The following is a 13214-nucleotide window of genomic DNA, read 5'->3' as shown; positions in this document are numbered from 1 at the left end:
AAGCTAAAGAGTAAGCGAGCGTGTAATTATATGAAAACTATCAAGCAGTTTTTGCAATATGCAGCAGAAACTTTAAAAAATGCTGGAATAGAAACCCCGGTTTTGGAAGCCGGGGTTATACTTTGTCATGTATTGAATTGCAATAGGACTTACCTGTATACACACGGTGACAGGGTACTTGAAACCGGTGAACTTGCGGAATTGGAGGTATTCCTCCACAAGCGGTCGGAAAATGTGCCGCTACAGTATCTTCTGGGTGAGGCCGAGTTTATGTCCTTGAGCTTTAAAGTTAGTCCCGCCGTGCTGATTCCGAGGCAGGATACCGAAATTCTGGTGGAAAAATGCATTGAGCTGATAAACGGGAACGGGTTCAATGGACTGACAGATGAATGTAGCCAGGAAAAAGCCTGCTGTGTTTCTGGAGCAAGGGTTTTGGACATGTGCACCGGATCGGGCTGTATAGCCGTGAGCATTGCACATTACTGTCCCGGCAGCAGGGTGGCAGCATGTGATATATCACAGGAGGCTCTGGAAATAGCCCGGATAAATTCGGTGCGGGCCGGAGTGGAGAAACAGCTGGAATTCCGCTGCGGAGATCTGTTTGAGGCACTTGACGGCCGGGAGAAGTTCCATATTATAGTCAGCAATCCCCCGTATATTGAAACCGGAACGGTAAAAACCCTTGAAAGGCAGGTCTGTGATCACGAACCATACATCGCCCTGGACGGCGGCGCAGACGGCCTTGATTTCTACAGAAAAATAATTTATGCTGCGCCCGGGTTTCTTTATAAGGATGGCTATCTGGTGCTGGAAATAGGCTATAACCAGGGTGAAAGTGTCGGCAGGCTAATGGAGAACAGCTTTGGAAGTGTTACCGTCCTGAAGGATCTGGGGAGTAACGATAGAGTTGTTTTGGGACGATTAAAAAAATAGGAGAAACGATACTGTTGTATCTGGAAGTACCGGTATAGCCTGTACACTTTTACTTGCAATATTGATTATGATTAACCAACTGGCATAATGTGTTAAATATTTGGCCTTCCAAGCACAACCCTGAGTTTCTAGTCGTTCCACAGCTTCAAAGCGCCTGCGTCCTGCAGATTTTTTACTATAATCATACTGATGGGCCCGATAAACATGCCGAGAATGCTGAAAAACTGCAGACCTATATACATGGCGAACAGTGTTACCAGCGGGTGAAGGCCTATCTGACTCCCTACTATCTTTGGTTCCATGATCTGTCTTATCAGTATTCCAAGGATATATATTATTGCCAGACCGAAGGCCAGGGGCATATTGCCGGTGAATACGTTCCACAGTATCCAGGGGAGCATGACCACTCCTGTTCCGACAATTGGAATGGCATCGGATAATGCCACTATTAAAGCCAGTAAAAAGGCATATTTCACGTCCAGTATAAACAAGCCCACACTCACTTCCACAAAGGTAAAACCCATGAGTATCAAAATTGCCCTGAAGTATCCCAGCAAGGCTTTGATGGTATCCTTTTTAATCCCCGTCATACGCTTTCTCCAGGAGAATGGCAGCTGCCTGTAAAAGAAAGAGGATATAGCCTTCCGGTCACTGCTGATGAAATAGGTTGCCAGTATGGTGACGATGGCAAACACTGTTAATTTCGGGATGGAAGATACGGTGCTGATGGCTGTTTGTATAATGGCTGTTATAAAATCAGTGATTTTTGTAGTTACGGATGAAAGGTTTGTTGTGACGGTGCCCGTTACTTCAACCGGGAGAGCATTATAAAAGTTGGTAAACTTAAACAGCAGCTTGTTCAATTTGTCAGATATGTCCACAGAATAGGAGTTAATATTATCCTGTAGAGCTATCAGCTCATTATAGACTTTAATGACCCCGAGGGTGATTACAAAAGCCAGCACTGACATTGTAAACAGCAGGGAAATACAGGCTGCGACTTTCCTGGAAATTTTAATTTTTTGCAAAAGCCGGATTACAGGCTCATTTATGTAGGAAACGATAAGTGCAATTACGAAAGGTGCAAAAAATGGCAATAAATATTTGATTGAAACATATATGGAAGCGAAAATTAATACTATTAAAACTATTTTCTTAACCGTACCTTTATATTTGTCCCAAAAATCCATAGTACCTCCAATAATAAAAGTAGTTCATCCTCTGAAAACTGTTATTACTATTATATTACAAAATCATGCTGTTGAGTGTCAGCCAATATAACCAAAATTTGCAGTAATATACTTCATATATTAGCCAAATGAGGCAGCAGAAATATTACTTTTATACCTGTATTATACAGCTGTTCACACTAAAAAAGCCATAACTGTTAATAATGGTGTAATCATTTCATATTCTGGGAGCATATAGTAATAAGTGTATACAATATTCAAATTTTTTATTTAAATCCCTTATAAATATAGGCTTTTTGCTTTCAATTTACTAAAATATATTGTAAAATGATAAACGGAAGACATTGTGAGAGTATGGCAGATTAAAGTCATAATTCACTATTTTATTCTAGATTAAAAGAGTTTGACTTAATGTCAGTTTCTCATTATCATTTATTAGGGAATGATTCTTAACTTATAATTTTCCCGTATCTGATTATATGACGTTGGGCTTTTATGAATTTTCATTATTTATGAAATGGATAGTGGCAATTCTTAAAAAAATATAAGGGGTTAAATAACATTTTGAAAGGAGAATTAGCTGTGGATTGGTATTTATTACTGGCAGCTATTCTGCTGCCTGCACTGAGTGCTGTGTTATGCTTTATAATTAGAAATCAGAAATTGCGCATTGCAATAGTAAGCATTTCGACATTATTACTCTTTGCAGTAGCAGGCGGATTTATTGCACTTATGGTAGAATCTCCTGATGGAAAACTTGTATTCCAGATGGAGCACAGTGTACTTGAATTAGTCAGTTGGGTGATCAAGGGCTTTGACCTGTTGCTCTTCTGCTATATAGCGTACATCGGATTAAAGCATAAAAAGGCAATAGTATTTATTTTATCAGTATTACAATTTATACCTTGGGCGTTATTTGAAATATTTGGAGTTTTCGGAAAGGTTAATGAACCTGAAGCGGCATTTGTAATTGATTACCTGTCATTAATAATGATAATGCTGGTATCAATCATCGGACCGATTATTACCGTATTTGCCATAGGCTATATGAAAGAACATGAGCATCACCTGCACTTGAAGGTATCAAGGCAGCCAAGATTTTTCATGATACTGTTCATTTTCTTAAGTGCCATGAACGCATTGGTAATGACCGACAACTTATCCTGGATGTACTTCTTCTGGGAGATAACAACGCTTTGCTCATTCCTGTTGATATCACATGACGGAACAGAAATAGCCGTTAAGAACGGTTTAAGAGCTTTGTGGATCAACTCGATTGGGGGTGTGGCATTCATTATTGCAATAGTGATGATGAATTCCAGCCTCAATACACTTTCCATACAGGAAATCTCGGCATCAGGAATGGAGGGGGCCCTTGCAGGAACTCTTCCGATTGCGCTTGCTCTGCTGTGTATAGCAGGTTTTACAAAGTCGGCACAGTTTCCGTTCCAGAGCTGGCTGCTGGGAGCCATGGTTGCACCGACTCCTGTATCGGCACTGCTGCACTCCAGTACAATGGTTAAGGCCGGTGTGTATCTGGTGGTAAGAATTTCACCTGCATTTGCAGGAACAATACTCGGACAGCTGGTTGCAATAGTCGGAGGTTTTACTTTCGTAGCAGCGTCGGCTATAGCAATAAGTCAGAGCAACGCCAAGAAGGTGCTTGCGTACTCGACAATTGCAAACCTCGGTTTGATTATCTGCTGTGCCGGTATCGGAACAAGAATATCTCTTGCTGCGGCAATACTTCTTATGATATTCCACGCTGTTTCAAAAGGACTGCTGTTCCTTTGTGTCGGTACTATTGAATTGGGTATCGGAAGCCGTGATATCGAAGATATGCAGGGACTGTTCAAGAGAATGCCGTTTACAACCGTAATAACCGTTATAGGACAGATTTCAATGTTACTGCCGCCTTTCGGTGTGCTTATTACAAAATGGATGGCTATAGAAACTGCTGTTCACCAGCCGCTGGTACTTCTGTTTATCATACTTGGAAGTGCTCTGACGGTTGTTTTCTGGTCTAAGTGGATAGGTATCATTTTGACCATGTCCTATAAGCCGAAGTTCCATATTGAAAAGTTGTCCTTTTCAATGAAGGCCGCACTTTCAGCCTTGATTGCGTTTGTTATGGCAGCAAGCATAGGTATTGCTCCATTGTACAATAATTTTGTCAAGCCACAGATCCTGGCGTTTAAGATGGCAGACAGGGAAGAACTTGCAGGAACAGGTCTGGGAATCTGGCTCCATAAAGTGGATGCCGCAGTTTACGGTGGATTTGCTTCCATCATGTTCTTTGCTGTGATTCTGATCCTTATGGTGGCAATACCGATAATTTCAAACAGAATCAAACCCAGCAGATTAAAGCCTCCATATTTATGCGGTTCAAATGCTGACGAGGATTTAAGAGGTTTGGAATTCATCAGCCCTGGAGACAAGGTTGAAACGGTTGTGGTAAGAAACTATTACATGCAGTCTGTATTTGGTGAAAACAAGCTGACCTTCTGGGTTAATGCCGTTGCAGGTGCTGTAATTATTATAATGTTAGGGGTGGTGATTGGATTATGAGCATAAACAATTTAATTATTGCTGTTATTGCCATAATAGCCGCTCCAATAGTTGGTGGTTTATTAACCGGTATAGACAGAAAAATAACCGCAAGAATGCAGAATAGATTTGGTCCTCCGCTGCTGCAGCCCTTTTATGATTTCTTTAAGCTGCTGGGCAAACAGGGTATAGCTGTAAACCAGACTCAAATGGTTTATGTAATGGGACATTTGTTCTTTGCTGTAGGTGCTTTGATAATGCTTGTTTTGAAACAGGACTTGCTGATGCTGATGTTTATCCTGGCATTCTCTGCTGTTTCATTGATAATGGGAGCCATGAGTGTCCGTTCACCTTACAGTAAGATCGGTGCACAGAGAGAAATAATGCAGATGATGGCTTACGAGCCTGTACTGCTTTTAATGGTTGTCGGTGTTTACAAGGCAACAGGCAGCTTTATGATTTCAGAAATATTCAACCATGGGGAGCCTTTGCTGTTCAGCTTGCCGCTGGTGTTTCTTGCTTTCCTGTATGTCCTGACCATCAAGCTTAGAAAGTCACCTTTTGACTTTTCAACTTCACACCATGGACACCAGGAACTTATAAAGGGTCTTACCACCGAGTTTTCCGGAACTCAGCTGGCTTTGATCGAGCTGACACACTGGTTTGATCTTGTACTTTTATTGGGATTAATTACTTTGTTTTTTGCTCAACCTATATGGGTAGGTATATTAATAGCATTAGCAAGTTACTTCTGTGAAATAGTTATAGATAATGTGAGCGCAAGAGTTACCTGGCAGTGGATGGTAAAAGTAACCTGGGTAGCCGGAATCGGCGCGGCGCTTGTTAATATAGTCTGGATGTACCTGATCTAGAGTGGATTCGACAATAAAATGCTGCAAATAAGCCAGTAATTGTCAGTGCTGTTTTCGGAAAAAGAATGGCTAACTAATTGTAAGAAAGGTGAATTGTATGGGTATAATAAGCAAGTCAAGGAAAAAATCACCCTGGGTAATACATTATGACTGTACAAGCTGCAATGGCTGTGATATTGAGGTTTTGGCCTGTCTCACACCGTTGTATGATGCTGAAAGATTGGGAATAATAAATGTAGGCAATCCCAAGCATGCAGATATTTTGCTTGTTACCGGTTCTGCAAATAAAAGAAACGCACATGTATTAAAAAATATATACAATCAAATGCCCGATCCAAAGGTAGTAGTTGCAATCGGCGCCTGTGCCTGTACGGGAGGAATTTTCAGGGAGTGCTACAATGTAATGGGCGGAATTGAAAATGTTATTCCTGTAGACGTATTCGTTCCGGGCTGCTGCGCAAGACCTGAAGCTATTATTGACGGTATAGTCCAGGGTATAGGCAAATTGGATGAAAAGGCAGATGCAATGAAGGACGAAGGCAAATAGTAGCGGTCATGATAGCATTCGGGCTATTCCGGGATTGTTACTTCATATTAGTCCCTTTTGAGGCTCAAAGCCTGAAAGGGCTCAGGAGGTTAGTAGAATATGATTGAAAATTTAGTGGAAATTACGAGTGACCAGTTACTTGGTGAAATAACCAAAGCCAAGGTAGAGGGCTACAGATTTGTTACTGCATCATGTGCAGATAATGGTGATGACACTATAGATGTTATTTATCATTTTGACAGGGACTACGGAATGAAAAATTTCAAGATCACTGTTAAAAAAGGTGAAGAAGTCCCCAGTATTTCAAAAGTAATTTTCAGTGCAGTACTGGTTGAAAATGAAATGAAGGAACTGTTCGGATTAAATATAACCGGCATAGTAATTGATTATGGCGGACATATGCTCTTATCCGAAGAAGAATTGGGATCACCATTCTTGAGGCAGCAAATAACTATCGAGCAAAGAGGGGGTAAACAATAATGAGTTCGACGGTAATACCTTTTGGACCGCAGCACCCTGTGCTTCCGGAACCCCTTCATATCAAGCTGGTTATGGAAGATGAAAATATAGTAGATGCAATACCTGCCATTGGATATGTGCATAGAGGTCTTGAAAAACTCACAGAAACCAAGGAATTTACGCAAAACGTATTTGTGGTTGAGAGAGTCTGTGGAATATGCAGCGTTATGCACGCAATGGCATACTGCCAGGGAATTGAAGAGTTAATGAACATCGAGGTCCCCGACAGGGCAAAGTTCCTGAGAGTTATCTGGGCAGAGCTTCACAGAATGCACAGTCACCTTTTGTGGCTGGGACTCCTGGCCGATGCCTTTGGTTTCGAAAGTCTTTTCATGCAGGTATGGAGAGACAGGGAAAAGGTAATGGATATCATGGAAGAAACCGCCGGTGCCAGAGTTGTTATATCAGCTAATACAATTGGCGGTACGAGACGTGACCTTACCAAGGAACAAATGGTAAAAATCAATGTAACAGTTGATGAGATAAAGCACGATATACAGCAGGTTGAGGCCGTGTTCCTGAACAACTACACTGTCAAACACAGACTGGTGGGAAGAGGAATCCTGTCCAAGGCCGATGCCATTGAATTATGTGCAGTGGGGCCAATGGCGAGAGCAGCAGGAATACCCATGGATTTAAGAACCACAGGCTATTCGGCTTATGGCCAGCTGGATTTTGAACCTGTAACACATTCCGACGGTGATAACTATGCCAGAACATACGTGAGGCTGCATGAAGTATACCAGTCAATAGATCTTATTAAGCAGGCTATAGCCAAGATACCCGAAGGAGAACATGTTGCTCCTTTCAAGGGTAATCCTCCCAAAGGAGAGGTCATATCCAGGGTTGAACAGCCAAGAGGCGAAGTGTTGTACTATTTGAGAGCAAACGGGACCAAGAATCTCGAGAGATTGAGGCTCAGAACTCCTACTTTTCAAAATATACCTTCACTTATAAAAATGCTTCCCGGCAGCCAGCTGGCTGATGTGCCGCTGCTTATACTGACAATTGACCCATGTATATCCTGTACAGAAAGATAACACTTTTAAAGTGACAAGTGTGCCGAGGCATAAACGAATGTATTTGACTGCGTGCGCGGGTGTGGTGGTTGGAGCCGGCAGCACGTCTGACATGTGGATTGGAGGGTTAATATGTTGAAAATGGTTGAAAATGTATTTAAAAACCTGGTGTCAAAACCTGCAACCAGAATGTATCCTTTTGAAAAAAGAGAGCCTTTTAAGGATTCCAGAGGACAGATCGAAGGTTGTGAAATAGATAAGTGTATTTTTTGCGGCATATGCCAGAGAAAATGTCCTGCAAATGCCATTGTGGTTAACAAGGCTGAGAAGTCCTGGGAGATCAATCAGTTCAAATGTGTTATCTGTAATGCATGTGTGGAAGCCTGCCCAAAGAAGTGTATAGTGGCAAGCGCAGCCCACAAGACAGCAGTGTCGACCAAGGAAAATCTAAAGGTTGTGCAGGCTGAGAAGCCTGTTCAGGCAGAAGACGCCAGCAAAGTTACAGCGTAACTTTTATATGGCGGAGCACCTTGTAATGTTATGCTGCTCCGCTGTTGAAAAACAGATAATTAACAATTATAATACGCCGGCTGTCAAGCCGGCGTATTTGCATTTGTATTATCAGCCCGCATGTGCCGGTGTTTATGAATTTTTGTAGGCAATGATATAATAAATGCAGCCGAAAAGCCGGTTAAAGCTGGAAAGATGGTGGTGATGATTCATGCATGAATATGCCGTTACGCAGTCAATGTTAAATATAGCGCTGGAGGAAGCAAAGCGCGCCGGGGCCTCAAAAATCCTGGAAATCCGCCTTGTTATAGGTGATTTGTCCACAATAATAGATGATTCGGTGCAGATGTATTTTGATATCATGAGCGAGGGCACCTTGGCGCAGGGGGCCAGGCTCGCATTTAACAGGGTCAAAGCAGAATTTAAGTGCAGGGAGTGCGGAGAAGTTTTTGTCAAGCCTCCCAAGGGATTTGACTGCCCCAAATGTGGTGGTTTGGGAATGCCCACGGATAGAGGAAAAGAATTTTATATAGAGAGTCTTGAAATTGATTAAAAAGGATTTGATTTTCACTATTCCCTGCAAATATCATATTATGGAATATGATATTTAACTGGGAGTGTGTTGTTATAAATGCCCGGGGGAAGCATAATGCTGGTCTTAAGCATAGTAGATATTATCGGAACCGTTGCTTTTGCGGTTTCGGGAGTACTTGTGGGCATCAGGAACAAGCTTGACTTGTTTGGGGTTTATGTTTTGGCAATGATAACAGCTTCCGGAGGCGGGATAATAAGAGATGTTGTTATTGGCAGGAACATACCGGTGTTTTTTACCGAGTGGAAGTACTTTGCCGCCATTACTGCATCAATGGCGGTGACCTGTGTGCTTTATAAATTTGTAAACAGGATAATATCTGTTATAATTTTATTTGATGCCATTGGTTTGGGTGTTTTTACCGTAACGGCCACTTACAGGGCAATAGAATATGGATTGCCCTTGCTGGGAGTCGTTTTCGCAGGCGTTATAACAGGAGTGGGGGGCGGAATATTAAGGGATATCCTGGTCAATGAAATCCCGCTGATCTTCAGAAGCGAGATATATGCCATTCCGTCCATTATCGGATCGGTACTGTTTTATCTGTTTTATGATAATGTTAATATAAATGTAAATACTTACATATGTATAGCAGTTGTTCTTTCCATAAGGATGATATCGGTTAAATTCGGTTTGAACCTGCCTATACTCAGCAAAAGTGAACACCGTGGAAGTGACGGCAGAAGTGACAGAAGAAACTTCAGGTTCAAGAACAATAATTTATAAATATAAAAGATGGAGGTACTTATGGAAGTTAAAGTTATGAAAAACATAATGCATGCCAACGATAAGCTTGCAGAAGAAAACAGAGACTATTTTCAGAAAAAGAGAATTAAGGCTGTCAACATAATGGCTTCTCCGGGCTCGGGGAAGACCAGCACCATATTAAGGCTGATCGAAGCGTTTGGCGATAAGGTGAATGTTGCGGTAGTCGAGGGAGATATAGCCTCCAGCATCGATGCCGAAAAGATAGACAAGCTGGGTAAGCCCGTTATACAGATTAATACGGGGGGAGGCTGCCACCTGGATGCAAATATGATTAAAGCTTCTGTTGAGAGCTTGAATCCGGATGACGGTACAATTTTATTTATTGAAAATGTGGGAAACCTGGTTTGCCCATCCTCCTTTGATCTTGGAGAAGGCATAAAAATGGTAATCGCCAGTGTTCCGGAAGGACATGACAAACCTTACAAATACACCTCGATGTTTGAACTGGCAGATATAATTGTCCTGAATAAAACTGACCTGATGCCATATATAGATTTTGACAGAGACAGTTTCTATAAAGGTGTCAGAGCTTTGAACGAGAAGGCGGAAATCTTTGAAGTATCCTGCAGAACGGGAGAAGGAGTAGATCAGCTGGCACAGTGGTTTTTAGATGCTTCAAAATGACAGGAGCAGGCTTTAGTAAATGGAATGCAAAAAAGTACATGCCTGAAATTTGTACGGTTCATCGCAAGTGATGAACTGCAATTTCAAGCGTGTACTTTTATTTGAGCTTTATTTGAGCGTCCTTTATCCGGCAAGTATCTCGTAGCCGGTTTCAGTCACTGCAATGGTGTATTCCCATTGGGCCGACAAGGAACCATCCCGGGTTGTGATAGTCCAATTGTCGTGTGCCATTTTAACACTGTAGCCGCCTTCGTTTATCATCGGTTCAACTGTAAATACCATACCGGGAAGCATCAAAACTCCCTTGCCTGTTTTTTCAAAGTGGTCTACATGGGGTTCTTCATGAAATTTAAGTCCGACACCATGGCCGCCAAGATCCCGTACAACCGTATATCCATTCTGGTTTGCATATGGTTCAATGGCCCTGCCTATGTCATTTATTGATCCGTAAGGTTTTACCTGCCTGGTACCCAGCTCCAGACACTCTTTGGTCACTTTCACAAGTCTTTTGGCCTGAGGGGATACTTCCCCAACCAGATACATCCTGCTGGCGTCTGAAAAGAACCCGTTCAGAATTGTAGAAACATCTATATTAATAATATCCCCCGGCTTTAAAACGGTTTTGTCACTGGGTATTCCGTGGCATACCACATCATTAATCGAAGTGCATACACTCTTTGGGAAACCGTTGTAATTCAAGGTGGCAGGAACAGCACCATGATCAGCGGTATAATCATAGACCAGCTTATCAATTTGTGCGGTTGTCATTCCCGGGTGGATTTCCCTATCCAGCAGGGCAAGGATCTCAGTGGTTATCTTACCGCTTATTCTGATTCCCTCAAGCTGCTCCTGAGTTTTAATCAGAGACGGATGAGGAATAATATATCCCTGGAGCCTGTATTTTTCAATGTTTGATAAAATATCATCACTTAGCACGTAAACCTCCATAATAGTGCATTCTGCACCACATATCCAAAATTTATTTTATTTCAATCAATGCAACAGTAATATCGTCAATTATCTCATTAGTATCCTTTTTCCCTGCAAATGCTATGGCTTTGTCGACAAGTCCCGATAAGGCAATAGAGGGCTCCACATCGGATTCAAGCAGGTGCTGGACTATGCGCTCTTCTCCGAATTGCGCATTTTCAGTATTCTTTAATTCTATTATACCGTCTGTATAAAAAAACATTCTGTCCCTGGGATATATATTAACTACAACCTCCACATATTCAGGATTTTCAACCCAGTTGCTTATGGGGATTCCCGGCGCTCTCAATATTTGTGTGCTGTTTTTGGAAAAGATAACGGGGCAAACATTCAACCCTGCGTTTGAGTATGTAAAAGTGTAATTGGATATATCTATAATTCCATAAAAGATTGCTATATATAACTCATCGGCAAAGCCGTTCCTATTAAAATATTCAAATAGCTGGTTAAGAGTCCTGGCAGGTGACAGCAGTTTTTTATCAAGGGCTGTTCTCAGGAACATTGTCAGCATTGAGGCAGCAACTCCGTGCCCCGACACGTCGGCAATATAAACACCGATATGGCTGTCATCTATCTGGTAAATATCAAGGAAGTCTCCGCCCAGGGTTTCACACGGTCTGTATATAAAACTGAAATCAATTTTATCGGTGTTGAGCTGACTATTTGGAAGAAGGCTGCATTGGAGCCTTCTGGCCATTGACAGATCGGCTCTGAGCTTGGCATTCTGGTTTTCCAGTTCCCTGCTCAGGTTTTTTAGTTCGGTAATGTCGTGAAGGACTTCTATAACAGCCTCTACTTCTCCGGTTTCCTGATTTCTCAAAGGGGAACTGGTTACCGAGAAAATACGTCCGCCTATGATTTCTTCCTTACTGGCCGACCAGTCGGTACGGTTATTTCTTGAAATACAATTCGGACAAGGTGATGTACGTCCCAGGGTCTGGTAACATTTCCGACCTATTATATCTCTATTGCCTAAGGCCTGACGCATTGATCTGTTAACGAAGAGCACGGTGCTGTCCAGGGCGATAACGCGGACCCAATCCTGCATTCCGTCAATTATATCTTCAATAAAATTACATGCTGTAGTACCAAGTTTCTTTTTCAATCTGTATGGCAATAGAATCAACCTTTCTCATAATACTTAGAAAAATATCATAGATACTAACTAAGACTACATATATTTTAACATAGTTTATTCTAAAAAGGCTGAAATGATTATAAAAATATTAATCGACTCAATTTCTGTCAATACTAAGGAATGGATAAATAATAAGCCCCGAATTCCGGACGAGGAAATTTCGTTATTCCAGGGCAAAACTATTATTTAATCATCTCTGGGGATAACTAAAAACGAATATGAAATGGAGAAGAGACAATGAGTCTGGGGACGAAAGCTACAAATCCGATATATGTTGATTCAACAGCAGCAAATGCCTTCGCAGTATTTTCTGAAGCAATGTACCAGTATATGAAAGTATGCAGAACCGGTGATAATCAAATAGTGTTTGTGTGTATAGGAACCGACAGATCAACAGGAGACAGCCTGGGACCCATTATAGGGCATAAATTGAAAAGCCTCAGAAGCGACAGGGTTTATGTATATGGAAATCTGGATACCCCGGTTCATGCCAAAAACATTGATGAGATCACAAAGGAGATCAATCAGAAGTTTAATAATCCTTTTATTATCGCAATAGATGCATGCCTCGGAAAGGTAGACCATATAGGCCATATCATAATAGGGAAGGGGCCCATAAAGCCGGGCTCTGCCGTCAACAAGGACCTCAAGCCCATTGGTGATATGCATATAACCGGGATAGTCAATTTCAGCGGTTTTATGGATTTTCTTATACTCCAAAATACCAGACTGGGTACAGTCATGAAAATGGCCGATCTCATATCGGGCGGAATAAAGTACGTGCTGTGGAGAATTTCCCGGGACGAAATGCTGGGTAAAACAATTACACCTCCGGAAGCTCAAAACCATGAAGATATAGCGGTGAACGAAATAAATTCATAAAACATGTTAAATAAAACAATACAATTAATTAAATAAAGGTACGCGAGCACAGTTAGATCAATGGATGAGCCGGTTAAAAGTGC

At 41.7% G+C, this 13214-nt stretch carries 14 protein-coding genes; 11 read left to right on the top strand and 3 right to left on the bottom strand.

The features are described 5' to 3' along the window. Positions 1-30: 30 nt before the first annotated feature. Complete coding sequence (gene prmC / locus CTER_RS19595) at positions 31-933, top strand: peptide chain release factor N(5)-glutamine methyltransferase (protein ID WP_004628559.1); 903 nt, start codon at positions 31-33, stop codon at positions 931-933. Between the two features lie 128 nt (positions 934-1061). Here the strand turns inward: prmC and ytvI are convergent, their stop codons facing one another. After that, entirely contained in the window at positions 1062-2123 is a 1062-nt protein-coding gene (ytvI, locus tag CTER_RS19590; RefSeq protein WP_004628612.1) for a sporulation integral membrane protein YtvI, read from the bottom strand. 582 nt (positions 2124-2705) lie between these two features. On the opposite strand from ytvI, the gene CTER_RS19585 reads away from it, so the two are divergent. From CTER_RS19585 to hypB, 9 genes are all read left to right on the top strand, one after another. Beyond that, complete coding sequence (locus tag CTER_RS19585) at positions 2706-4691, top strand: NADH-quinone oxidoreductase subunit 5 family protein (RefSeq protein WP_004628634.1); 1986 nt, start codon at positions 2706-2708, stop codon at positions 4689-4691. Next, complete coding sequence (locus CTER_RS19580) at positions 4688-5542, top strand: respiratory chain complex I subunit 1 family protein (RefSeq protein ID WP_004628578.1); 855 nt, start codon at positions 4688-4690, stop codon at positions 5540-5542. The genes CTER_RS19585 and CTER_RS19580 overlap by 4 nt, the downstream gene beginning before the upstream one ends. 97 nt (positions 5543-5639) lie before the next feature. Continuing rightward, positions 5640-6089, top strand: coding sequence for an NADH-quinone oxidoreductase subunit B family protein (locus CTER_RS19575; protein ID WP_004628553.1), 450 nt, complete (start codon positions 5640-5642; stop codon positions 6087-6089). A gap of 99 nt (positions 6090-6188) precedes the next feature. Continuing rightward, complete coding sequence (locus CTER_RS19570; protein WP_004628619.1) at positions 6189-6569, top strand: NADH-quinone oxidoreductase subunit C; 381 nt, start codon at positions 6189-6191, stop codon at positions 6567-6569. Then, positions 6569-7648, top strand: coding sequence for a hydrogenase large subunit (locus CTER_RS19565; RefSeq protein WP_004628623.1), 1080 nt, complete (start codon positions 6569-6571; stop codon positions 7646-7648). Before CTER_RS19570 ends, CTER_RS19565 begins: the two co-directional genes overlap by 1 nt. A 111-nt stretch (positions 7649-7759) precedes the next feature. Beyond that, positions 7760-8137: a 4Fe-4S binding protein gene (locus CTER_RS19560; RefSeq protein ID WP_004628557.1), complete on the top strand. Its 378-nt coding sequence runs from the start codon at positions 7760-7762 to the stop codon at positions 8135-8137. Between the two features lie 211 nt (positions 8138-8348). After that, complete coding sequence (gene hypA, locus CTER_RS19555; protein ID WP_004628550.1) at positions 8349-8690, top strand: hydrogenase maturation nickel metallochaperone HypA; 342 nt, start codon at positions 8349-8351, stop codon at positions 8688-8690. Positions 8691-8786: 96 nt separating this feature from the next. Then, on the top strand, positions 8787-9455 hold the full coding sequence (locus tag CTER_RS19550; protein WP_004628632.1) for a trimeric intracellular cation channel family protein: 669 nt from the start codon (positions 8787-8789) through the stop codon (positions 9453-9455). Between the two features lie 21 nt (positions 9456-9476). Next, positions 9477-10121, top strand: coding sequence for a hydrogenase nickel incorporation protein HypB (gene hypB / locus CTER_RS19545; protein WP_004628600.1), 645 nt, complete (start codon positions 9477-9479; stop codon positions 10119-10121). A gap of 123 nt (positions 10122-10244) precedes the next feature. Here the strand turns inward: hypB and map are convergent, their stop codons facing one another. Further along, positions 10245-11069: a type I methionyl aminopeptidase gene (gene map / locus CTER_RS19540; protein WP_040761709.1), complete on the bottom strand. Its 825-nt coding sequence runs from the start codon at positions 11067-11069 to the stop codon at positions 10245-10247. Between the two features lie 31 nt (positions 11070-11100). After that, positions 11101-12228: a SpoIIE family protein phosphatase gene (locus CTER_RS19535; protein WP_004628585.1), complete on the bottom strand. Its 1128-nt coding sequence runs from the start codon at positions 12226-12228 to the stop codon at positions 11101-11103. Between the two features lie 258 nt (positions 12229-12486). Here CTER_RS19535 and yyaC point away from each other — a divergent pair, with 258 nt between their 5' ends. Then, positions 12487-13131, top strand: coding sequence for a spore protease YyaC (gene yyaC / locus CTER_RS19530; protein ID WP_004628563.1), 645 nt, complete (start codon positions 12487-12489; stop codon positions 13129-13131). Positions 13132-13214: the final 83 nt, after the last annotated feature.

Source organism: Ruminiclostridium cellobioparum subsp. termitidis CT1112 (assembly GCF_000350485.1).
GTDB lineage: Bacteria > Bacillota > Clostridia > Acetivibrionales > DSM-1351 > Ruminiclostridium > Ruminiclostridium termitidis.
The sequence above is the reverse complement of the archived record's forward strand: the minus strand, read 5'-3'. Positions and strand labels throughout refer to the sequence as shown.

Bases quoted from the DNA above. Each gene is read 5' to 3' on its own strand.
- CTER_RS19575 (WP_004628553.1), top strand. From the start codon at position 5,640: ATGGGTATAATAAGCAAGTCAAGGAAAAAATCACCCTGGGTAATACAT.
- prmC (WP_004628559.1), top strand. From the start codon at position 31: ATGAAAACTATCAAGCAGTTTTTGCAATATGCAGCAGAAACTTTAAAA.
- hypB (WP_004628600.1), top strand. From the start codon at position 9,477: ATGGAAGTTAAAGTTATGAAAAACATAATGCATGCCAACGATAAGCTT.
- hypA (WP_004628550.1), top strand. From the start codon at position 8,349: ATGCATGAATATGCCGTTACGCAGTCAATGTTAAATATAGCGCTGGAG.
- yyaC (WP_004628563.1), top strand. From the start codon at position 12,487: ATGAGTCTGGGGACGAAAGCTACAAATCCGATATATGTTGATTCAACA.
- CTER_RS19580 (WP_004628578.1), top strand. From the start codon at position 4,688: ATGAGCATAAACAATTTAATTATTGCTGTTATTGCCATAATAGCCGCT.
- CTER_RS19550 (WP_004628632.1), top strand. From the start codon at position 8,787: ATGCTGGTCTTAAGCATAGTAGATATTATCGGAACCGTTGCTTTTGCG.
- CTER_RS19570 (WP_004628619.1), top strand. From the start codon at position 6,189: ATGATTGAAAATTTAGTGGAAATTACGAGTGACCAGTTACTTGGTGAA.
- ytvI (WP_004628612.1), bottom strand. From the start codon at position 2,123: ATGGATTTTTGGGACAAATATAAAGGTACGGTTAAGAAAATAGTTTTA.
- CTER_RS19560 (WP_004628557.1), top strand. From the start codon at position 7,760: ATGTTGAAAATGGTTGAAAATGTATTTAAAAACCTGGTGTCAAAACCT.
- CTER_RS19565 (WP_004628623.1), top strand. From the start codon at position 6,569: ATGAGTTCGACGGTAATACCTTTTGGACCGCAGCACCCTGTGCTTCCG.
- map (WP_040761709.1), bottom strand. From the start codon at position 11,069: ATGGAGGTTTACGTGCTAAGTGATGATATTTTATCAAACATTGAAAAA.